The organism is Streptomyces sp. sk2.1, from assembly GCF_008120935.1.
Taxonomy (GTDB): domain Bacteria; phylum Actinomycetota; class Actinomycetes; order Streptomycetales; family Streptomycetaceae; genus Streptomyces.
Genome location: NZ_RDBO01000033.1, coordinates 170,182 through 191,933, shown reverse-complemented (window position 1 = coordinate 191,933; position 21,752 = coordinate 170,182). Strand labels below are relative to the sequence as shown.

The 21,752-nt window shown below is 73.7% G+C and carries 21 protein-coding genes; 13 read left to right on the top strand and 8 right to left on the bottom strand.

Going from position 1 to position 21,752, the window contains the following annotated elements:
* Positions 1-29: 29 nt before the first annotated feature.
* Genes EAO76_RS47285 through rho form a run of 3 tightly spaced genes read right to left on the bottom strand, consistent with a single transcriptional unit; the run spans position 30 to position 2,015 of the window.
* Positions 30-317, bottom strand: coding sequence for an aldo/keto reductase (locus EAO76_RS47285; RefSeq protein WP_316248334.1), 288 nt, complete (start codon positions 315-317; stop codon positions 30-32).
* Entirely contained in the window at positions 317-850 is a 534-nt protein-coding gene (locus tag EAO76_RS47280) for an aldo/keto reductase (RefSeq protein WP_316248333.1), read from the bottom strand. The genes EAO76_RS47285 and EAO76_RS47280 overlap by 1 nt, the downstream gene beginning before the upstream one ends.
* Position 851: 1 nt before the next feature.
* Entirely contained in the window at positions 852-2,015 is a 1,164-nt protein-coding gene (rho, locus tag EAO76_RS12950; RefSeq protein ID WP_148836076.1) for a transcription termination factor Rho, read from the bottom strand.
* A 380-nt stretch (positions 2,016-2,395) separates the two neighbouring features.
* Here rho and EAO76_RS12945 point away from each other — a divergent pair, with 380 nt between their 5' ends.
* A complete protein-coding gene (locus EAO76_RS12945) occupies positions 2,396-3,277 on the top strand; it encodes a GNAT family N-acetyltransferase (RefSeq protein ID WP_148836075.1) in 882 nt (293 codons plus the stop codon).
* Positions 3,278-3,336: 59 nt separating this feature from the next.
* Here the strand turns inward: EAO76_RS12945 and meaB are convergent, their stop codons facing one another.
* From meaB to mutA, 3 genes are read right to left on the bottom strand one after another with little or no spacing between them, the layout of a single operon-like run.
* The gene (gene meaB / locus EAO76_RS12940; RefSeq protein WP_148836074.1) at positions 3,337-4,326 is read right to left on the bottom strand and encodes a methylmalonyl Co-A mutase-associated GTPase MeaB; all 990 of its coding nucleotides are present in this window, start codon (positions 4,324-4,326) and stop codon (positions 3,337-3,339) included.
* A gap of 12 nt (positions 4,327-4,338) precedes the next feature.
* The gene (gene scpA, locus EAO76_RS12935) at positions 4,339-6,540 is read right to left on the bottom strand and encodes a methylmalonyl-CoA mutase (RefSeq protein WP_148836073.1); all 2,202 of its coding nucleotides are present in this window, start codon (positions 6,538-6,540) and stop codon (positions 4,339-4,341) included.
* A complete protein-coding gene (gene mutA, locus EAO76_RS12930; protein ID WP_148836072.1) occupies positions 6,540-8,399 on the bottom strand; it encodes a methylmalonyl-CoA mutase small subunit in 1,860 nt (619 codons plus the stop codon). The genes scpA and mutA overlap by 1 nt, the downstream gene beginning before the upstream one ends.
* A 207-nt stretch (positions 8,400-8,606) precedes the next feature.
* Here mutA and EAO76_RS12925 point away from each other — a divergent pair, with 207 nt between their 5' ends.
* From EAO76_RS12925 to EAO76_RS12890, 8 genes are all read left to right on the top strand, one after another.
* A complete protein-coding gene (locus EAO76_RS12925; RefSeq protein ID WP_148836071.1) occupies positions 8,607-9,002 on the top strand; it encodes a molybdopterin-binding protein in 396 nt (131 codons plus the stop codon).
* A 51-nt stretch (positions 9,003-9,053) separates the two neighbouring features.
* Positions 9,054-9,845, top strand: coding sequence for a molybdate ABC transporter substrate-binding protein (gene modA / locus EAO76_RS12920; RefSeq protein WP_148836070.1), 792 nt, complete (start codon positions 9,054-9,056; stop codon positions 9,843-9,845).
* Between the two features lie 105 nt (positions 9,846-9,950).
* Positions 9,951-11,897: an ABC transporter permease gene (locus EAO76_RS12915; RefSeq protein ID WP_148836069.1), complete on the top strand. Its 1,947-nt coding sequence runs from the start codon at positions 9,951-9,953 to the stop codon at positions 11,895-11,897.
* Positions 11,898-12,211: 314 nt separating this feature from the next.
* Complete coding sequence (locus tag EAO76_RS12910) at positions 12,212-13,009, top strand: tyrosine-protein phosphatase (RefSeq protein ID WP_148836068.1); 798 nt, start codon at positions 12,212-12,214, stop codon at positions 13,007-13,009.
* Positions 13,010-13,171: 162 nt separating this feature from the next.
* A complete protein-coding gene (locus tag EAO76_RS12905; RefSeq protein ID WP_262375429.1) occupies positions 13,172-14,149 on the top strand; it encodes a hypothetical protein in 978 nt (325 codons plus the stop codon).
* Positions 14,150-14,224: 75 nt separating this feature from the next.
* A complete protein-coding gene (locus EAO76_RS12900) occupies positions 14,225-14,629 on the top strand; it encodes a DUF1992 domain-containing protein (protein ID WP_148836067.1) in 405 nt (134 codons plus the stop codon).
* Positions 14,630-14,686: 57 nt separating this feature from the next.
* Positions 14,687-15,229 carry a GNAT family N-acetyltransferase gene (locus EAO76_RS12895; RefSeq protein WP_148836066.1) on the top strand — a complete coding sequence of 181 codons (543 nt, stop codon included), beginning with the start codon at positions 14,687-14,689 and terminating at the stop codon, positions 15,227-15,229.
* Between the two features lie 141 nt (positions 15,230-15,370).
* Complete coding sequence (locus EAO76_RS12890) at positions 15,371-15,892, top strand: DUF6328 family protein (RefSeq protein ID WP_148836065.1); 522 nt, start codon at positions 15,371-15,373, stop codon at positions 15,890-15,892.
* Positions 15,893-15,972: 80 nt separating this feature from the next.
* Here EAO76_RS12890 and EAO76_RS12885 read toward each other — a convergent pair whose 3' ends face one another.
* Positions 15,973-16,770, bottom strand: coding sequence for a VOC family protein (locus EAO76_RS12885; RefSeq protein ID WP_148836177.1), 798 nt, complete (start codon positions 16,768-16,770; stop codon positions 15,973-15,975).
* A 41-nt stretch (positions 16,771-16,811) separates the two neighbouring features.
* The gene (locus EAO76_RS12880) at positions 16,812-17,129 is read right to left on the bottom strand and encodes a DUF6479 family protein (protein WP_148836064.1); all 318 of its coding nucleotides are present in this window, start codon (positions 17,127-17,129) and stop codon (positions 16,812-16,814) included.
* Positions 17,130-17,497: 368 nt separating this feature from the next.
* On the opposite strand from EAO76_RS12880, the gene EAO76_RS12875 reads away from it, so the two are divergent.
* The 4 genes from EAO76_RS12875 to EAO76_RS12860 all read left to right on the top strand — a co-directional run bounded on the left by EAO76_RS12875 (position 17,498) and on the right by EAO76_RS12860 (position 21,698).
* A complete protein-coding gene (locus EAO76_RS12875; protein WP_148836063.1) occupies positions 17,498-17,929 on the top strand; it encodes a hypothetical protein in 432 nt (143 codons plus the stop codon).
* 83 nt (positions 17,930-18,012) lie between these two features.
* On the top strand, positions 18,013-18,570 hold the full coding sequence (locus tag EAO76_RS12870) for a 2Fe-2S iron-sulfur cluster-binding protein (RefSeq protein ID WP_148836062.1): 558 nt from the start codon (positions 18,013-18,015) through the stop codon (positions 18,568-18,570).
* A complete protein-coding gene (locus EAO76_RS12865) occupies positions 18,567-19,553 on the top strand; it encodes a xanthine dehydrogenase family protein subunit M (RefSeq protein WP_148836061.1) in 987 nt (328 codons plus the stop codon). The genes EAO76_RS12870 and EAO76_RS12865 overlap by 4 nt, the downstream gene beginning before the upstream one ends.
* A gap of 45 nt (positions 19,554-19,598) precedes the next feature.
* On the top strand, positions 19,599-21,698 hold the full coding sequence (locus tag EAO76_RS12860) for a xanthine dehydrogenase family protein molybdopterin-binding subunit (RefSeq protein WP_148836060.1): 2,100 nt from the start codon (positions 19,599-19,601) through the stop codon (positions 21,696-21,698).
* Positions 21,699-21,752 lie beyond the last annotated feature (54 nt).

Genomic DNA, 21,752 nt, shown 5'->3' with positions numbered 1-21,752 from the left:
GACCGGTGCCGGGACGGAGGCCGGTCCGGTCAGTTGTCGCCCGCGTGTCCCGCCGTCAGCGCGGGGTTCCGCTCCACCGCCGGGTCCAGGATGTCGTCGATCCCCTTCAGCAGCTCCGCGTCGAGCGTCACACCGGCCGCCCCGGCGTTCTCCGTCACCTGCTCCGGCCTGGACGCGCCGATGATCGTGGCGGAGACGTTCGGGTTCTGCGGCACCCACGCCACCGCGAGCCGGGCCAGGCTGAGACCGGCGCCGTCGGCGAGCGGCCGCAGGCGCTGGACGCGCTCCAGCACCTCGTCGCGCAGCCAGTCGGCCATCACGTCCGCGCCGCCCTTGGTGTCCGTTCCGAAACGCCGATGTGGAGGGCCTTGCCGGAGCGGACGACATTGGCGAACGCCTCCATGGTCTCTTCCAGCGGCGTCGAGTGGTCGTGGCGGTGGGCCTGGTACAGGTCCACGTAGTCCGTCCGCAGGCGGCGCGGCGAGTTGTCGATGGATTCCATGATGTGCTTGCGGGCGAGTCCCCGGTCGTTGTGTCCGGGACCGGTCGGGAAGCAGACCTCGGTGAACACCTCGATTCCCTCGTGGAGTTCGCCCTTGGGAGCCCGGCCCGGGACGGCCTCGGCCCGGGGCCCGGCGTGGACGTCCGAGGTGTCGAAGGTGGTGGTTCCGGCGGCCAGGGCGGCGCGGGTGCAGGCGGCGGCCGTGTCCTCCTCCACCGGGGACCCGTGGGTGAGCCAGTTTCCGTGAGCGATCCCACTGATGGTCAGGCCGCTGCGGCCGGGCCGGCGGAACTCCAGATGACTGCTCGCCCTGCGTTCGTGGGGCGCGTCGTGCGACGGCCCGGCCATGTCATTGCGCCGGCCCGGTGCCTTCCGGATGGACCCGGGCGCCCGGGACGGCGCGGAGGAACGCGGCGTTGTCCGGTGTGCGGCGGAGCCGGTCGAGCAGCGTTTCGAGGGCGGACTGCGGATCCCTGGTGAGCAGCGCGCGCCGCAGCCCCCGTACCGCGCGCAACTCGCCTTCCGGCACGAGGAGTTCCTCGCGCCGGGTGCCGGAAGCGGGGATGTTCACGGCCGGGTGGACGCGCCGGTCAGCCAGGGCGCGGTCGAGCCGGAGCTCCATGTTGCCGGTGCTCTTCAGCTCCTCGAAGAAGTAGTCGTCGGCGCGGGAGCCGGTCTCCACCAGCGCGGTGGCCAGGACGGTGAGGGAACCGCCCTCCTCGGCGAGTCGCGCGGCGCCGAAGAGCTGCTTGGGGCCGAGCAGGGCGGCCGCGTCGACGCCGCCGCTGAGGGTGCGTCCGCCCGCGGCGGAGGCGTTGTTGTGGGCGCGGCACAGACGGGTGAGGGAGTCGAGCAGGACGACGACGTCCCGGCCCTGCTCGACCAGCCGCCTGGCGCGCTCGACCGCGAGTTCGGCGAGCGCGATGTGTTCCTTCGCCGGCCGGTCGAACGTCGAGGCGAGCACCTCGCCCCGCACGGAGCGGCGCATGTCGGTGACCTCCTCGGGGCGTTCGTCGACCAGTACCACCATCAGGTGGCACTCGGGGTGGTTGGCGGCGACGGCGGCGGCGATCTGCTGCAGCAGCACCGTCTTGCCGGTCCTGGGCGGGGCGACGACGAGCCCGCGCTGCCCCTTGCCGATCGGTGCGACCAGGTCGACGAGACGCAGCGCGGCACCTCCGGACGGCGTCTCCAGCCGCAGCCGCTGCCGGGGGTGGAGCGGGGTGAGGTCGCGGAAGTGTGGCCGGCCGCGAAGCGCCTGCGGGGGAAGGCCGTTGACCCGCTCCACGGTGGACAGGGCGCGGGGCCGGTCGCAGAACCCCTCGACCAGGTCGCCCCGGCGCAGGCCGTGGCGGCGGATCAGGGCGGCCGGGACCGCCACGTCGCCGGGGGAGGCGAGACCGCCCCGGACGCGCAGCACGCCATTGCCCTGGTGGGTGGTGTCGAGGACGCCTTCGGCTTCCTCGGTGGTCGACTCCCGGTGCAGGAGCGGGTGTTCAAGAGTGCTGGTCATGGAGGACGGTCCTTTCGCGGACATGGCGAACGAAGGTGCCGGACGGTGCGGGCGGAAGGGATCACGCCGCGCACGACGGGCGGGAAAGTCCGGGCGGGGGAGAGCCGGGCCCGAACCGGATGAGATGACGCGGAAGCCGGATCGCCGGTCGCAAGAGGACGGGCGTGACGGCTCCGGAGAGGTGAATCGGCACCGGCGCCTCGAAACGAGACGTACACGTGTGCTGATTGCACGGTACCACGACACCCGGGCACAGGGAGGCCCCGATGCGGAAGGGCCCCGATATGCGGTTGCCGCGGCGTTCGCGGAGTGGTGTGGTTCTCCGGGCCGTCCGCCCGTCCAACCGTTCAGACCTGCGCCCCGGGCGCGGAGGAGTCACTTTGTCGCTACGCATCACCGCACTGACCGACCCCGAGCGGTCCGGCGGGAGCCACCGTCTGGTCTGGCTCGCCTCCGACTCCGCGGGCAGCCCGGTCGGCTCGGCGTTCCTGCGCGTCTTCACCCGCGAGGGCCAGGACCACCTCGCCGAACTGGAGCTCCACGTCCATCCGGCGGAGCGCCGCAAGGGAGTCGGCTCGCGGCTGTTCGACACGGCGGTCGCCGCCGCCCGCGAGGAGGGGAGGCGCAGCGTCATCGCGCAGGCCGGGGCCGGGTCCCCGGGTGACCGCTTCCTGCGGGCCAAGGGACTGCGCACGGTGCTGACCCTCGTGTACGTCCGGCTCCCGCTGGCGAAGGCCGACACCGGCGTCCTGCGCCGGATCGTCGGGCAGCCGCATCCGGGCTACCGGCTCATCTCCTGGGACGGCACCGTCCCGGACGCACTCGCGTCCACGTTCGCGGCGTCCCGCCGGGCCATGGACGACATGCCCATGGGCGACACCGACTTCGGCACGGTCGTCTGGGACGTGGACCGGGTCCGGTCCGCGGCGGCGGCCGTCGCGGACCGCGGCGACCTGCTCCACACGGTCGCGGCGGTCGACGAGTCCGACGGCACGATCGTGGGCTTCACCGAACTCGTCGTGCCGGGCGACGGGAAGGGCGACGCACAGCACTACGGCACCGGAGTCCTTCCCGGGCACCGGGGGAACGGCCTGGGCCGGTGGATGAAGGCCCGGTCGGTCCTCGGGGCCCGGGAGAGCCACCCGGACCTGGAAGGACTGCTGACCGACACCGCCGACAGCAACGCGCACATGCGGCGCGTCAACGACGAACTCGGCTACGAACCGACGCACAGGTCGGTCGAGTACCAGCTCGACCTGTAGGAACCGTCCGTCCGGGGGCCGGGGTCCCGCCCCGGCCCCCGGACGGACCGTCCTCCGGATCAGACCGTGCCGCGGAACGCGCCGAGGATCTGTTCGGCCGCGAGCGTGGCCGTCAACTCGCCGTCCCGGACCCGTCGTTCGAGATCCGGGGCGAGCGAACGCACCGCCGGATGGCCGCGCAGGCTCTCCAGCAGTTCGTCGCGCACCATCGTCCACGTCCAGTCGACCTGCTGGTCGCGCCGCTTCGCGGCGAGCCGGCCGGTCGATTCGAGCAGCGAGCGATGCTGCTCCAACCGCTCCCACAGGGTGTCGAGACCGGTGGACTCACGCGCGCTGCAGGTGAGCACCGGCGGCGTCCACGCCGCGTCCGCCGGGTGCATCAGCCGCAGCGCACCGGCCAGTTCGCGCGCCGCCGCCCGCGCGTCGCGCTCGTGCGGACCGTCCGCCTTGTTGACCGCGATGGCGTCCGCCAGCTCCAGGACGCCCTTCTTGATCCCCTGGAGCTGATCGCCGGTACGGGCCAGGGTCAGCAGCAGAAACGTGTCGACCATGTTGGCCACCGCCGTCTCCGACTGGCCGACGCCGACCGTCTCCACCAGCACCACGTCGTACCCCGCGGCCTCCATCACCACGATGGACTCCCGGGTCGCCTTCGCCACCCCGCCGAGCGTGCCGGCCGTGGGGGACGGGCGCACATACGCCGCCGGGTCCACCGCGAGCCGCTCCATCCTGGTCTTGTCACCCAGGATGGAGCCCCCGGTACGGGTGGAGGAGGGGTCGACGGCCAGCACCGCGACCCGGTGCCCGAGCCCGGTGAGCATGGTGCCCAGCGCGTCGATGAAGGTGGACTTGCCCACGCCCGGCACCCCACTGATGCCGATCCGCCGGGCCGCACCGGAGTGCGGCAGCAGCTCGCGCAGCAGCTGCTGGGCCAGCACCCGGTGATCGGGGCGGGTGGACTCGACGAGGGTGATGGCCCGCGCGATCTGCGCGCGCCTCCCGTCGAGCACCCCCTTCGCGTAACTGTCGATGTCGATCTTCACGGCCATCTGGTCAGCGGCTCACAGTTCGTGGCCGAGCTCGGTGCCGAGCCGCGTCACCAGGTCGTACGCGGCGTCCGGGATCACCGTGCCGGGCGGGAACACGGCCGTGGCGCCCGCCTCGTGCAGCGCGTCGACGTCCTGCGGCGGAATCACCCCGCCCACCACGATCATGATGTCCTCGCGCCCCTCGGCCGCCAGCTCCTCGCGGAGCGCCGGGACGAGCGTGAGGTGCCCGGCGGCCAGCGAGGAGACGCCCACGATGTGCACGTCCGCCTCCACCGCCTGCCGCGCCACCTCGGCCGGCGTCTGGAACAGCGGGCCGACGTCCACGTCGAAGCCCAGGTCCGCGAAGGCCGTCGAGATCACCTTCTGGCCGCGGTCGTGACCGTCCTGCCCCATCTTGGCGACCAGGATGCGCGGACGGCGCCCCTCGGCCTCCTCGAACCTGTCCACCAGTGCCCGGGTCCGGTCCACGGAGGGGGACTCACCTGCCTCGTTGCGATACACACCGGAAATCGTACGGATCTGGCCGGCGTGCCGTCCGTACACCTTCTCCAGGGCGTCCGAGATCTCGCCCACGGTCGCCATCGCACGGGCCGCGTCGACGGCCAGCGCCAGCAGATTGCCCTCCAGGCCGGGGCCCGGCTCCCGCTCGGCCGCCGCGGTCAGCGCATGCAGCGCGGCCCGGCAGGCCGACTCGTCGCGCTCCTCGCGCAACCGGCGCAGCTTCTCGATCTGCTGGGCGCGCACCGAGGAGTTGTCGACCTTGAGCACCTCGATCTGCTCGTCGCTCTCCACCCGGTACTTGTTGACCCCGATCACCGGCTGGCGGCCGGAGTCGATCCGGGCCTGGGTACGGGCCGCGGCCTCCTCCACCCGGAGCTTCGGGATGCCCGCGTCGATGGCCTGCGCCATGCCGCCCGCCGCCTCGACCTCCTCGATGTGCTGCCAGGCCCGGCGCGCCAGGTCGTACGTCAGCTTCTCCACGTACGCGCTGCCGCCCCACGGGTCGATCACCCGGCCGGTGCCCGACTCCTGCTGGAGCAGCAGCTGGGTGTTGCGGGCGATCCGTGCCGAGAAGTCCGTCGGCAGGGCCAGCGCCTCGTCGAGCGCGTTGGTGTGCAGCGACTGGGTGTGCCCCTGGGTGGCGGCCATCGCCTCCACACAGGTCCGGGTCACGTTGTTGAACACGTCCTGCGCGGTCAGCGACCACCCGGACGTCTGCGAATGGGTGCGCAGCGAAAGGGACTTGGCGTTCTTCGGCTCGAACTGCCCGACCAGCTTGGCCCAGAGCAGCCGGGCCGCCCGCAGCTTCGCGATCTCCATGAAGAAGTTCATGCCGATCGCCCAGAAGAACGACAGCCGCGGCGCGAACGCGTCCACGTCCAGCCCCGCCTCCCGCCCGGCCCGCAGGTACTCCACCCCGTCCGCCAGCGTGTACGCCAGCTCCAGGTCGGCCGTCGCACCCGCTTCCTGGATGTGGTAGCCGGAGATGGAGATCGAGTTGTAGCGCGGCATCTTCTGCGAGGTGTACGCGAAGATGTCGGAGATGATCCGCATCGAGGGCTTGGGCGGATAGATGTAGGTGTTGCGGACCATGAACTCCTTCAGAATGTCGTTCTGAATGGTCCCGGCCAGCTTCTCCGGCCCGACGCCCTGCTCCTCCGCGGCCACGATGTACAGCGCGAGCACGGGCAGCACCGCGCCGTTCATCGTCATCGACACCGACATCCGGTCCAGCGGGATGCCGTCGAAGAGCTGGCGCATGTCGTAGATGGAGTCGATCGCCACGCCCGCCATGCCGACGTCACCGGTCACCCGCGGGTGGTCGCTGTCGTAGCCGCGGTGGGTCGGCAGGTCGAAGGCGACGGACAGGCCCTTCTGCCCGGCCGCGAGATTGCGGCGGTAGAAGGCGTTGGACTCCTCGGCGGTGGAGAAACCGGCGTACTGCCGGATCGTCCAGGGCTGGTTGACGTACATCGTCGGGTACGGGCCCCGCAGGTACGGGGCGATGCCCGGGTACGTGTCGAGGAAGTCGAGCCCTTCCAGGTCGCGCCCGGTGTACAGCGGCTTGACCGCGATGCCTTCCGGGGTCTGCCACAGCAGGTCGTCGTCCGACCCGCCGGAGGACTCCTTCACCGAGGCACGCCACTGCTCCTCGGACACTTCGGCGGCATCGCCCGGACCGAGGTCGATCCCGGAGAAGTCGGGGATACGCATTACGCCACATCCATACGGTCGAGGAGGGAGGAGAGCACGGCCACCACGTCGGAGCCGGCGAAGACGTACTCGTCGACACCGGCGTGCTCGCCGGGCCGGCCCGCGAGGAACACCCGCTGCGCGCCCGCCGACCGCAGCGCCCCGGCGACCGCCGCGGCCTGCTCGGCGTAGAGCGCGTCGCTGGAACACAGACACGCCACGGTGGCCCCGGAGGCGGAGAACGCCCCGCCGGCCGTCGCCGCGTCGACGGAGACCGGGTCGTGGACCGGCTCGATGCCGCCCGCCCGGAACAGATTGGCGGCGAACGACGCCCGCGCGGTGTGGGCCGCGGCGGGCCCGAGCGCGGCGAGGAACACCTTCGGCCGCTGCCCGGTCGCCGCGAGGTGCGCGTCCGACCGGGCGCGCAGCGCCTCGAACGCCTCGTCGCGCCGGACCCGGGGCAGACCGCCCGGGGCCACCGGATCGACGGGGGCGGCCTCGCGCTCCACCGGACGCTCCGCCAGCAGCGGGAACTCGCTCACCCCGGTGATCGGCTCCTTGCGGCGCGCCAGGTCCTTGCTGCGCGCCGCCCAGGTCGCCGCGAGACGCTCGCGGATCATCCCGGAGCGCAGGGCGGCGGCCTGACCGCCGGAGCGCTCGATCTCCTGGAAGAACGACCACGCCGCATCGGCGAGTTCGGCGGTGAGCCGCTCCACGTACCAGGAACCGCCGGCCGGGTCGATCACCTGGGCCAGGTGCGACTCCTCCAGCAGGATCGTCGACGTGTTGCGGGCGATGCGCCGGGCGAACGCGTCCGGCAGCCCCAGGGCGTGGTCGAACGGCAGCACGGTGACGGAGCCGGCCCCGCCGACCCCCGCGCCCAGGCAGGCCAGCGTCGTCCGCAGCATGTTCACCCACGGGTCGCGCCGCGTCATCATCACCGGGGACGTCACCGCGTGCTGGCGCTGCGCGCCGGCACCGGCGGCCCCGCACACCTCGGCCACCCGGGACCACAGCCGTCGGGCGGCCCGCAGCTTGGCGATGGTCAGGAACTGGTCGGCGGTCGCCGCGTACCGGAACTCCAGCTGCCCGCAGGCCTGCTCGACCGTGAGACCGGCCTCCGTCAGGTCCCGCAGGACGGCGACACCGGTCGCCAGCGAGGCGCCCAGCTCCTCGGCGGCCGAACCGCCGGCCTCGTGGTACGGCAGCGCGTCCACGGTCAGCGCCCGCAGCCCGGGGAACTCCCGCGCGCACCGCAGTGCCCAGCGGACCGCGTCCGAGGAGTCGGGAGCGGTGCCGTCACGGGCCGCCAGGGCGAACGGGTCGGCGCCGAGATTCCCGCGGAGGGCCGGGGCGTCGACCCCGCGCTCCGCGGCGATGCGCAGCAACTCCGTGGCGGCGGCGTCGAGTTCGCTCCCGGCGTCGAGGACCACGGGGGCCAGGTCGAGGAGGACGCCGTCCAGCGCCCTCGCCAGACCGGACACCGGTACGCCCCCGGAGCCGCCCACGGTCAGCCACAACGAGGTGACGCCGTTCTCCAGGTCGGCGAGCACCGCCTCGTTGAGCCGGGCGGGATCCGCGAGGGTGTGCCGCTGCCGTACGTCCCAGCCGCCCGCCGCATTGCCCTCGGCCGTGCCGCCGCGGGTGAAGGGGGCGAAACCCGGATATCCGGCATCGGGCGCGCCGTCGCGCGAAGTGTAGAGAGGGCGGGTGATGAGCCCGTCCTCCACCGTGGTGGACAGCGCTTCCTCGGCGGCCGTCCCCGCGACCTCCTTGCCCGACTTGCGCAGCACGCCTTCGACGAGGCGTTGCCACTGCTCATGGGCGGGGGCGGGGAATTCGGCGGCCAACGAAAGCCCGTCGGCAGGCAGGACCGTCATGCCCAGATGCTAGGTCAGGTCGCTATAGGGCAGCATGGGTTCCGCTTGTGACCTTGCACTCTGCCGACCGCACTTGATCCTTCACGCACCGTGGCGTAGCCCGGTCGCCGCAGACGCCTGTCGGTTCCTCCAGTGCTCCTGGCATTTGCTCCACAGAACGCCGCAGTGCGTTGCAGCTGCAAGATTCATTCGAATATCTTGTCGCACATGCAGTCCTACACCATCGGGCAGGCGGCGCGTCTGCTGGGCGTGAGCCCCGACACGGCACGCCGCTGGGCGGACGCCGGAAGGGTCGCCACCCACCGCGACGAAAGCGGCCGCAGGGTCATCGACGGCCGCGACCTGGCCGCGTTCTCCATCGAGGTCGGCCAGGGCGGCGGGGGCGAGGACGAACCCTCGTACACCTCGGCCCGCAACGCCTTCCCGGGCATCGTCACCGCCGTGAAGCTCGGCGACGTCGCGGCGCAGGTCGAGATCCAGGCGGGACCGCACCGGCTGGTCTCCCTGCTCACCCGGGAGGCCGTCGAGGAGCTCGGGCTGGAAGTCGGCATGCGGGCCACCGCCCGGGTGAAGTCCACCAACGTGCACATCGACCGCGTCTGACCACGCGCCGCCCACGAGCGTCCCCCTCTATCCCCAGGAGCCACCGTCACCATGACGATCACCCCCGGCAGGCGCCGCGTCGCCGCCGCGATCACGACCGCCGCCCTGCTGCTCCCGCTCGCCGCCTGCGGCGGCGGTGACGAGAAGGAGTCCGCCGGGAAGTCCGCACCGTCCTCCGGAGCCCGGCTGACGGTGCTCGCGGCGGCCTCCCTCACCGACGTGTTCAAGACGGCGGGCGCCGCGTACGAGAAGGAGCACCCGGGCACGAAGGTGACCTTCTCCTTCGCGGGTTCCCAGGAACTGGCCGCCCAGGTGAAGCAGGGCGCCCCCGCCGACGTGCTGGTCACGGCGGACACCAAGACGATGGACGGGCTGGGGGACGACACCGGGACTCCCACCGTCATCGCGAAGAACCGCCTGGTCATCGCCACCGGAGAGGGGAACCCGAAGAAGATCGGCGGCCTGAAGGACCTGACGGACCCCGGCCTGAAGGTCGTCCTGGCGGCCCCCGAGGTGCCGGTCGGCCGCTACAGCGAGCAGGTCCTCGACGCCCAGAAGCTCACCGTGAAGCCGGTCTCCCAGGAGCCCAACGTCCGCGCCGTCCTCAGCAAGGTCGAACTCGGCGAGGCGGACGCGGGCATCGTCTACCGGACCGACGCGGCCACGGCCCCCGACAAGGTCGACGCCGTCGACATCCCCGACGCGCAGAACGCCGTCGCCTCCTACCCGGCCGCCACCCTGCGCCAGTCCGGCGACAGCAAGGCCGCGACGGCGTTCGTGAAGTGGCTGAGCACCCCCGCCGCGCAGAAGATCCTCCGGGCGGCGGGCTTCCAACAGCCGTAGCCCGCCGCGGCCGGCCGTCGTGCCGATGTACCGACGGTGCGACGACCGGCCCGTCCGGGGGAGCCAGGTCCCCGTACCCCGTACCGACCCATCCAGGGAATCCCGATGAGAGCCCTCCGCAGCCGTGTGCCCGGTGTGCGCACCCCCGTCGCCCTGGCCCTTCCCGCCCTGCTCGCCGTCGCGTTCCTGCTGGTGCCGCTGATCGGCGTCCTGGCCCGCACCCCCTGGGCCGACCTCGGGGCCCATCTGACCGATCCGGACGTCACCCGGGCCCTCAGACTGTCCCTGCTCGTCTCCTTCTGGGCGCTGGGTCTGTCCCTGCTGCTCGGGGTGCCGCTGGCCTGGCTGCTGGCCAGGGTCGACTTCCCCGGCAAGGCACTCGTCCGCTCCCTGGTCCTGCTGCCGATGGTGCTGCCGCCCACCGTCGGGGGCGTGGCCCTCCTCCTCGGCTTCGGCCGACGGGGCCTGCTGGGACCCTGGCTGGAGGACACCTTCGGCATCACCCTGCCCTTCCACACGTCGGGCGCGGTGGTCGCGGCGACCTTCGTCGCGATGCCGTTCCTCGTCATCAGCCTCGAAGGGGCACTGGCCGGTCTGCGCCCCGCGTACGAGGAGACCGCGGCCTCGCTCGGGGCCCCGCCGGTCCGGGTGTTCCTCACCGTCACCCTCCCGATGGTCGCCCCCGGCCTCGCCGCCGGGGCCGCCCTCACCTGGGCGCGCGCACTCGGCGAGTTCGGGGCGACCATCACCTTCGCGGGAAACCTGCCGGGCACCACGCAGACGCTGCCCCTCCAGGTCTATCTGCTGCTCCAGGAGTCCCCGGAGGCCGCCACCTCCGTCTCGCTGCTGCTGCTCGCCATCGCCATGGCCGTACTCGTCGCACTGCGCGGGCGCTGGACCGGAACGCCGCGCGACCGCTCGCGCGCCCCCGGCCCCGTCCCGGACGACCCAAAGGACCCGGCCGCGACGGAGCCCCCGGCCGGCCGGGAGGTGCCGCCCCCCGCCCGGCAGGAGCCCCGGTCGCTGCACGCCGAGGTGACCGGCTTCAACCGGCTGACCCTCGACGCCCCGCCCGGCACCACGATCGCCGTCGTCGGCCCCAACGGCGCGGGCAAGACGACGCTGCTGCGCGCCCTGCTCGGCCTGACCCCGCGCGCCCGCGCCCGGCTGCGCCTCGGCGACACCGACGTCACCGGACTGCCCCCGCACCGCCGCCAGGTCGCCTGGGTGCCGCAGGACGGCGCGCTCTTCCCGCACCTGAGCGCGCTGACGAACACGGCGTACGGGCTCCGCGCCCGCGGCGTCCCCCGGGCCGAGGCCCGGCGCGAGGCGCAGCGGTGGCTCGACCGGCTGGGCGTCGGCCACCTCTCCCACCGCAGACCCGCCCAGCTCTCCGGCGGCCAGGCCCAGCGCGTGGCCCTGGCCAGGGCGCTCGCCGCCCGCCCCCGGCTGCTGCTGCTCGACGAGCCCCTCGCGGCCCTCGACCAGACCACCCGCGCCCACGTCCGGCACACCCTGCGCAGCCACCTCGCCGGGTTCGGCGGGGTCTGTCTGATCGTCACCCACGACCCCGTCGAGGCGGCGTCGCTGGCCGACCGGGTGCTCGTGCTCGACGAGGGCCGCACCCTCCAGTACGCGACCCCGGCCGAGGTGACCCGGCACCCGCGCTCGCCGTGGGTCGCCCGGATGCTCGGCCGCAACGCCTGGCCGGGCACCGCCGCCGGCGACGGCACCCTCGCCCTCGCGGACGGCGGCCGGCTGGTCGTCGCGGACGCGCCCGCCGGGGGGACGGCCGTGCTCGCGGTCATCGCGCCGGAAGCGGTCGCGGTGCACCGCGACCGGCCGGCCGGGAGCCCGCGCAACGTCTGGCCCGGTACCGTCCGCGAACTGACCGCCGTGGGCAGCCGGGTCCGGGTGGCCGTCGCTCTCGACGAGGCACCGGACCTGGTCGCCGAGATCACCCCCGAGGCGGCGGCCGAGCTGGGCCTCGGAGAGGGAACGGCCGTGTGGGCGAGCGTCAAGGCGACCGAGGTCACCGTCGTCACCCGGTGAACGGATCGCTCCCGATCCGGGCCGGGCGCATACGTCCGGAAAAACGCGGGGCCGGAAATTCGATTCCCGCCGCCCGGCCCGTGCGGCAAAAGAGTGGAGGGGCGTCCGGGAGGGCCGGAAAAGAGCCACCTTTCTCCGCATGATGCCCCTGACCTGGGGCCGGAAGGATGCGGCTTCACATTTCCTTTATCTCCATAGGGGTTCCCGGTCGCCGTCGCCCGGCGTTTTACTTTGTCGATTTCCCGGGCGCGTGCAACGTTTGACCGGCCAGGTCGAATCAATGCGCACACACGTCGGGAACAGGGGAATTCATCGTGCAGACCGCCAGGGCCGTCCCCGCATCCACCGTCCTCAACCTGCGCGACCTGGGCGGTATCGCCCTGGGCCGGGGCCGACGGGTCCGGCCGGGGGCCGTGCTGCGCTCCGGGCAGCTCAGCGGGCTCGACGCGGCGCAGGACTCGGAGGTGGCCGCGCTCGGCATCCGTACCGTCGTCGACCTGCGGACCGCCGACGAGCGCTCCGCGGCACCGGACCGGCTGCCTCCCGGGGCGCGGCTGTTCGTCGCCGACGTGCTCGGGGACAACCCGGGCGTGGCACCCGCCCGGCTGCGCGCGCTGCTCGCCGACCCCGTCGAGGCGCAGCGGCTGCTGGGGGGCGGGAAGGCGGAGGAGATGTTCGCCGGGACCTACCGGCAGATGGTCCTCTCGCCGGGTGCCGCGGCCGCCCACCGGGCCTTCGTCGAGACGGTCGCCGACGACCGGGCCCGTCCGGTGCTCTTCCACTGCACGGCGGGCAAGGACCGGACCGGCTGGGCCGCCGCGCTGCTCCTGATGATGCTCGGTGCGTCGCGCGAGGCCGTCCGGGCCGAGTTCCTCGCGGTGAACCCGGTGGTACGGGCCGCCTTCGCGCCCTACGTGCGGGACTTCCTCGACGCGGGCGGCGACCCGGAGATCGCGTCCGCGATCAGCGAGGTCCGGCCCCGGTACCTCGACACGGCGCTGGACGCCATGGACGAGCGGTGGGGCGGGCTGGAGGGCTATGTGCGCGACGGCCTGCGGATTCCCCGGGCCGCGCTGGAGCGGCTGCTCGACGGACTCGTGGTGCCCGCCTGAGCCGGACGTCCCGGCGCCCGCCCCGTGCGCGCCGCCGGATCCCGCCCTTCGCGGGGAGCGGGAAAAGATGCCGTCCTCCCGGGTTGACTTGATACCCCCAGGGGGTACCTTGTGGTGTGTCGGGGGGCGCGGCCTCCCGGTCCACCCGAGGAGGAAACCGTCATGAACAACGCCCTGAGGATCACCGCCTTCGCCGCCGCGCTCGCCGCGACCTTCGGAACCGCGTACGGCGTGGGCAGGAGCGTCGACCCGCTGGTGGCGGCCGAGGACCGCCCCGCGCAGCACGGCGGCCACGGCGGGGGAGAGGAGGCGGGCGAGGGGAAGGAGGAGCCGAAGGCGGCGGCGGACCACGCGGCCGGCGGCCTGGAGGTCTCCGACGGCGGGTACACGCTGGCGCTCGAGAACCCGGTGATCCGCGCCGGGGCCCGCAGCGAGATCCGGTTCACCGTCAAGGACGACAGCGGACGCAAGGTCACCGCCTACCGGCGCGAGCACGGCAAGGAACTGCACTTCATCCTCGCGTCGAGCGACCTCACCCAGTACCGGCACCTGCACCCCGTCCGCGCGGCCGACGGCACCTGGTCGACCTCCGTCGAACTGCCCGAGGCCGGTGGCTACCGGGCGTTCGCCGACTTCACCCCCGCGGCCGAGGGGGCCGAGAACCTCACCCTGGGCGCGAACCTGGCCGTCTCCGGCCCGTACCGCCCCGCCGCGCTGCCCGCCCCGCGCGCCACCGCCGGGACCGACGGGTACGACGTCGCGCTCGACGGCGACCTCCGGGCCGGCCGGTCGGGCGAACTGAAGCTGACCATCAGCCGGAACGGCCGCCCCGTCACCGACCTCCAGCGCTACCTCGGCGCGTACGGGCACCTGGTCGCCCTGCGCTCGGGCGACCTGGCCTACCTCCACGTCCACCCGAACGAGGGGGGCCCGGGCCCCGAGGTGTCCTTCACCGCCACGGCGCCCAGCGCGGGCACCTACCGCCTCTTCCTCGACTTCCAGCACGAGGGCAAGGTGCGCACGGCCGCCTTCACCGTCCGGGTTCCGGCGTCCGCCGAGAAGGGCGGCGACCACCAGGAGGGCGAGAGCGGGAGCAAGGGCGAGGGCAAGGACGAGGGCACCGCCGGGCACGCGCACTGACCCGGCGCCCCCGGCCGCGTACCGGCCCCGGGTATCGTGAGAGCACGGATTACGAAACTCCGGAAGGGGCGTACGTTGACCGAGCGCAAACCCGCGAACATCAGCTTCGAATCATGGGTCGACAAGCAGATCCGGGAGTCCGAACAGCGCGGAGACATCTCGCAGTTGCCGGGCTTCGGCAAGCCGCTCGACAGTGTCGAGGCCCCCTACGACGAGAACTGGTGGATCAAGCGGAAGATGCACCGCGAAGGGGTGTCGGTGCTCCCGCCGGCGCTGGCCCTGCGCAAGGAGGCCGAGGAGGTGTCCGCGGCCGTTCCCGGGACGCGCACGGAGGCCGAGGTGCGGCGCATGCTCACCGAGGTCAACGAGAAGATCCGGGCAGCCATCAGGCGGCCGCCGCCGGGACCGCTGCTGAACCTCCGGCCGTTCGACGTCGAGGCCGTGGTCGAGGAGTGGCGCGCCGCGCGCGACTCCGCGTGAGGGTCCGCCGGGCGACGGCCGCCCGGCCCCCTGGCCCGGATGGGTGATACTCGGCCCATGGCAACGAGCACCACGCGTCCGGGCGCCGCGCCGCGCCGGGCGGCCGCGCACGTCAGGCGGGCGACCGCCCGGGACGCGAAGCGACTCACCCGAATGGTCAGGACATCCCGTGCCTACGAGGGGCACTACGCCTCGATGGTCGCCGGTTACCGGGTGGGCCCCGACTACATCGAGACCCACCGGGTCTTCGCGGCCGTCGAGACCGGCACCGACCGGCTGCTCGGCTTCTACTCGCTCGTCCTCTCGCCGCCGGAACTCGACCTCATGTTCGTCGCCGACGACGTGCAGGGGCTCGGCATCGGACGGCTCCTCGTCGGTCATCTGCGCGGCGAGGCGGGGCGCGCCGGGCTGAGCGGCGTCCGCGTCGTCTCGCACCCGCCCGCCGAGGGCTTCTACCGGAGCATGGGCGCCCTGCGCACCGGCACGTCGGTGGCCCGCCCGCCCGCGGTGATGTGGGACCGGCCCGAGCTGCTGCTGCCGGTCGGGGCGGCGGGGGAGGAAACCGGTCCGGACCGCGGCGCGGGTCCGCGCGAGGAGTGACTCCGGGGCCGTGCCGCGGGCCGAGGGGCGAATGCCCGCACCCGCCGCGGGCCGAGCAACGGCGTCCGTGCCCGCACCCGCCGCCGGGTCTACGGTGAGGAAGGAGGGGGCGTACGGCCGGTACTCGGACGGAGGCTTCCCGTGACCCCGACAGCAGGCCCCTCTGGCGATCCGGGCCGCCACGAGACCCCCGAGGAGCGCGCGGACCGGCGGTGGACGGACCTGCTCCAGGAGCTGCGGGTGGCCCAGACAGGTGTCCAGATCCTGTTCGGCTTCCTGCTCGCCGTGGTCTTCCAACCGCGCTTCGCCGAACTCTCGGACACCGACCGCAACATCTACGTGGTCACCGTGATGCTGGGCTCGGCCACCGCCGCCGCCCTGATCGGGCCCGTCTCGTACCACCGGCTGCTCACCGGGCGGCGACTCAAGCCGCAGACGGTCGCCTGGGCGTCCCGGATGACCGTGCTCGGGCTCGTCCTGCTGTTCTGCACCATGTGCTCCACCCTGCTGCTCATCCTGCGGGTGGCCCTGCACAACTCCGTCGCCCTGTGGCTGGTGGGCGGCATGGCGGTGTGGTTCCTGGCCTGCTGGTTCGTGTTCCCGGCCCAAGCCCTGGCGCGTTCCTCGCCGTCCGACGGAGAGGAACGCGCCGGGCCGGAATGATCCCGTCGGGGGTGGGGCCGGAGCGGAGCCGGACATGGGGGACGGTCTCCGCGCGGGGTGCGGCCCCACGCGCGGTCCGGTCAGCGGGGGTCCGCCACGGCGAGTTCCGGGACGTCCGTGACCGTGAAGAGGGCCCCGTCCGGGTCCAGCAGGGTCGCCTCGCCGCCCCGGCCCAGCGGCCGTCGCTCGATCAGACCGCCGCCGTTCTCCCGCGCCGCGGCGACCGTGGCCGCCACGTCGGTGACCGGGAAGTACACCTGCCAGTGCGGGCGGACCATCGGATCGGGCGCCGCCTCCACCGCGCCCGATCCGATCCGGGCGAGCCGTCGGCCGCGGCAGTCGACGACGACCTCGTCCTTCTCGTACGACACCTCGCAGCCCCCCGGGCGCCCGCTCGCCCAGCCGAGCACCTCCCCGTAGAAGATCGCGGCGTCGAAGGCGTTCCTGGTGTGCAGCCGGAGCCAGGCGTGCGAGTGGTCGTCCGGCGCGGGCGGCGAGGTCTCGGGCCCGGTCCGCTCCCAGACGCCGAACACCGCGCCGTCGCGGTCCGCCGCCAGGGCCCCGCGCCCCTTGCCGAGCGCCAGCGGGCCCACCGCGACAGTGCCGCTGCGTTCCCGGATGCGCGAGGCGGCGGCGTCCGCGTCGGGGACGGCGAAGTAGGGCGTCCAGGCCACGGCCACCCGGTAGGCGGTCGCCGTCGCGCCGATCCCGGCGACCGGTACGTCGCCACGGCGTGCGACCGAGAACTCCTGCCCCAGCCTGCCCGGCCGGAAGGACCACCCGAGCACGGCGCCGTAGAACTCCTGCGCCGCCCCCAGGTCGCGGGTCATGAGGTTCACCCAGCAGGGCGCCGCCGATCCGGTCAGCGGCGCCGGCATCGGCGTGCGCCCCGGGGAGCCGTCGTGAGGGAGCTCGGGGTTCATTCGCGGCGTTCGTCGCCGTTGCGGCGCAGGGGCTCGTTCCCGTGGTCCCCGAGCTCGTAGGGGGAAAGGCCCCTGCCGTTGGGCGGGAAGCTGTCGTCGCCGTGCACGTCGTGCGCCTCGACGTGGCTCCGGTGGTCCGGCCGCGGTGGCTGTTCATCGGGTCTGGGGGGTGGCAGCTCCTGGTCCCGGCGCCGCTTGCCCAGCCAGAAGCCGCCGATCAGCATGGCCACCAGTGCCACCCCGACGACGCCCAGTACCGCTCCGGTCGCGCCCCGGCCGTCGGCGAGGACGAGGGCCAGCGAATTCAGGTCCATGTGCGATCCGTCCATGTGCGATCCGTCCATATGTGCCGGATACCCCGAGGCGAATCCCGCACGCGACAAACACCATGAATTCATATTTTAAGTGGATATGGGGAGAAAAGCGTTTCGCTCGGAGGCGGGGGCGGGCCGCCGCAGGCGGCACGGGGCGAGGGCGGCGGGCCCCGACCGGCGGGTTTCGAAGGGTGGAGCGGCCCGCGGCGGCGCCCTCGTGTCGCTGTCGCACCGCCGCGGAGCGAGGCTGGAGACAGCCCCGAAACGTCGAAGGGGCGGGGCGGAATGACGGGCGCCGGATCCGCCCGGCCGATGGGCCGGCCCCGGCGCGGGAACGTGCGGCGCCGCACCGACCGGAAGGAACCGCGGTGAACACGATCAAGGAGAAGCAGACGGCGGCGAGCGGATACGGACAGGAGGTGTCGGTCGTCATCAGCGGGTGCGGGAAGGACGACGCGCGGATGGTCTTCGACGTGCTGCGGGCGGCGTTCACCACCGACCGGGCCTCGGCCGACGTCCCGCGGGACCTCGCGGGCAGCCGCCCCACCGCGTGGGCGGTGACCGTCGACGTCACCGAGGCCAGGGTGGTCTCCGGGGCGGTCTCGCTCGACGCGCCCGTGAGCGTCGACGTGCAGGGCGGCTACTGGGCGGTCGAACGGCTCAGGCGGAGCCTGGCGCACGCCTTCGACGTCCAGGTCGTCGGCACGGTCTCCGGCGACCAGGAGGAAGAGGTGCGCCTGCGCCTGCGGAGCCGGTCGGGCGACCGTCCGGAGGGCCACGGCCCGGGCACGGGGCAATGAGCCGGGAAGGCGCTCCCCGTCTGGTAGAAAGCGGACCATCCATGAGGAAACACCCGGAAGCCACCCCTGAAAGGTGCGAGTGAGTGGACCCCTCCCACGGACGGGAAGACGACGCCCCCCGGCAGCGGACGGCGACCGCCGACCGCTCCACCCTGACGCTGCGGGTCAACGGAACCGAGCGGACCCTCACGCTCGACCACCGCACCACGGTCCTGGACGCCCTGCGCGAGCACCTCGGGCTGACCGGCGCCAAGAAGGGCTGCGACCACGGCCAGTGCGGGGCGTGCACCGTCCTCGTCGACGGCCGGCGGGCCAACAGCTGCCTGCTGCTCGCCGTCGCCCACGACGGCGCCGCCGTCACCACCGTCGAGGGCCTGGCCGACGGCGACCGGCTCCACCCGCTCCAGGCGGCGTTCCTGGACCGCGACGCCCTCCAGTGCGGCTACTGCACCCCCGGTCAGCTCTGCTCGGCCGTCGGCATGCTCGGCGAGGCGGCGGAGGGCTTCCCCTCCCACGCCACCGCGCGCACCGCCCCGGCCGCCCTCGACGCCGCGGAGATCCGCGAACGGATGAGCGGCAACCTGTGCCGCTGCGGCGCCTACCCCCGCATCGTCGAGGCGATCGAGGACGTGACGCCGTGAAGCCCTTCGCCTACCTCCGGGCCCGGTCCGCCGAGGAGGCCGTCCGCGAACACGCCGCCCACCCGGGCGCCGGTTTCCTCGCCGGCGGCACCAACCTCGTCGACCTGATGAAGCTCGGCGTCGAGACCCCCGCCCTGCTCATCGACGTCAGCCGGCTGCTACTGGACCGGGTCACCGGCACCGACGACGGCGGACTGCGCATCGGCGCCACCGTGCGCAACAGCGACCTGGCCGCCCACCCCGAGGTGCGCACCCGCTACCCCGCCCTGTCGCAGGCGCTGCTGTCCGGCGCCTCCGGGCAGCTCCGCAACACCGCAACCACCGGCGGCAACCTGCTCCAGCGCACCCGCTGCCCCTACTTCCAGGACACCTCCAAACCCTGCAACAAGCGGGACCCCGGCACCGGCTGCCCCGCCCGGGAGGGCGCCCACCGCGATCTCGCGGTGCTCGGCCACTCCGAGCACTGCGTCGCCACCCACCCGTCCGACATGGCCGTCGCGCTGTCCGCCCTCGACGCCACCGTCCGCCTGCACGGACCGGACGGCGAACGGACCGTGCCCGCCACCGGCTTCCACCGGCTGCCGGGCGACACCCCGCACCGCGACACCGAGACCCTGCCGGGCGAACTCGTCACCGAGGTGCTCCTGCCCCCGCCCCCGGACGGCGCGGCCTCCCTCTACCGCAAGGCCCGCGACCGGGCCTCCTTCGCCTTCGCCCTCGTGTCGGTCGCCGCCGTGCTGAGCGTCCGCCGCGGCCGGATCGAGCACGCGGCGCTGGCCTTCGGCGGGCTCGCCCACCGGCCCTGGCGCGCACACACCGCGGAAGCGGCGCTCCGGGGCGCCCCGGCCGCCCCCGAGACCTTCGAACAGGCAGTGGACGCCGAACTCGCCGCGGCCCGGCCGCTGCGCGACAACGCGTTCAAGGTGGGACTCGCCCGCGCCCTCGCCGTGGACGCGCTGGCCGAACTCGCCGCCGACAGCTGAACCACCGCACCACACCGGCCGACCCGCAGAGGTGAGGATCCCGTCATGAGCCAGGCCCCGTCACCACTGGGCACCCCCGTCGTCCGCCGCGAGGGCCGGGACAAGGTCACGGGCACCGCCCGGTACTCCGCCGAGCACACTCCGCCCGGTTGCCTGTACGGGCGACCCGTCCCCGCCACGATCGTCCGCGGCCGGGTCACCGCCGTCCACGCGGACCAGGCACTGGCCCTGCCCGGCGTACGCGCCGTGCTCACCCACGACAACGCCCCCCGGACCGAGGAGCCCGACGACCCCGCCCTCGCCGTCCTCCGGAACGACCTGGTCCCGCACCGGGGCTGGTACGTCGCGCTCGTGGTGGCCGACACCCCCGAGGCCGCCCGTGCCGGGGCCGGGGCGCTGCGGATCACGTACGAGACCGCCGGGCACGACGTCGTCCTGACCGAGGACCATCCCGGCCTGTACGTCCCCCGGACGGTCAACGGCGGCTACCCCGCCGTCCGCGAACGCGGCGACACCGACCGGGCCCTCCGCGCGGCCCCCGTGCAGATCGACGCCACGTACACCATCGGCCCCCTGCACAACCACCCCATGGAGCCGCACGCCACGACGGCGTGGTGGGACGCGGACGGACACCTGACCGTCCATGACTCCAGCCAGGGCTCCACGACGGTGCGCGACACCCTCGCCGCCGTGTTCGGGCTGAAGCCGCAGCAGGTCACCGCGGTCTCCGAACACGTCGGCGGCGGCTTCGGCTCCAAGGGCACCCCGCGCCCGCAGACCGTCCTCGCCGCCATGGCCGCCCGCCACACCGGACACCCGGTCAAGATCGCCCTGCCCCGCCGCCAGATGGCCGCCGCGGTCGGCCACCGGGCCCCCACCGTGCAGCGCGTCCGGCTCGGCGCCGGGCTCGACGGCATCCTCACCGCGATCGACCACGAGGCCCTCACCCACACCTCCACCGTCAAGGAGTTCGTGGAACAGGCCGCCGTACCGACCCGGGTCATGTACGGGTCCCCGGCCGGCCGCACCGTCCACCGGGTGGCCGCCCTGGACGTGCCGAGCCCCTCCTGGATGCGCGCGCCGGGCGAGGCCCCCGGCATGTACGCGCTCGAATCCGCCATGGACGAGCTCGCCTCCGCCCTCGGCATGGACCCCGTCGAACTGCGCGTCCGCAACGACCCGGCGCACGAACCCGACTCCGGCCTGCCGTTCAGCAGCCGCGGCCTCACCGCCTGCCTGGAGGCGGGCGCCGCACGCTTCGGCTGGTACGACCGCGACCCGCGCCCCGCGGTCCGCGAGGAGGGGCCGCTGCTCATCGGCACGGGCGTCGCCGCCGCCACCTACCCCGTGTACATCGCCCCCTGCGGCGCCTCGGTCCACGCGGCCCCCGACGGCTCGTACCACGTCCGGGTCAACGCCACCGACATCGGCACCGGCGCCCGCACCGTGCTCGCGCAGATCGCGGCCGACGTGCTGGACACCCCCATGGACGACGTGCGGATCGACATCGGCAGCAGCGAGCTGTCCGACGCCCCGGTGGCCGGCGGCTCCGCGGGGACCGCCTCCTGGGGCTGGGCCGTGCACAAGGCGGCCACCCTCCTGCTGCGGCGACTGGGCGAGCACCCCGGCCCCCTCCCCGCACAGGGCCTCACGGCCACCGCCGACACCCGGCAGGAGACCGCCGGGAACTCCCCGTACGCGCGGCACGCCTTCGGGGCGCACTTCGCCGAGGTCGCCGTCGACTCCCGCACCGGGGAGGCGCGGCTGCGCCGGATGCTCGGCGTCTTCGCCGCCGGACGCATCCTCAACCCCCGGACCGCGCGCTCCCAGTTCATCGGCGGCATGACCATGGGGATCGGCATGGCCCTGACCGAGGGCAGCGCCATCGACCCCGTCTTCGGGGACTTCACCGAGAGCGACCTCGCCTCCTACCACGTGCCGGTCAGCGCCGACGTGCCGGAGATCGAGGCGCACTGGATCGACGAGGACGACCCGCACCTCAATCCGATGGGCAGCAAGGGCATCGGCGAGATCGGCATCGTCGGCGCCGCGGCGGCCGTCGGCAACGCGGTCCGGCACGCCACCGGCATCCGGCTGCGCGACCTCCCGCTCACCCCGGACAAGCTGCTGCCCTACCTGGTGTGAACGTGCCGGGCGGGACCGGTGGGCACCCTCTCGTGTTGCGCGCCGGGCCCAACC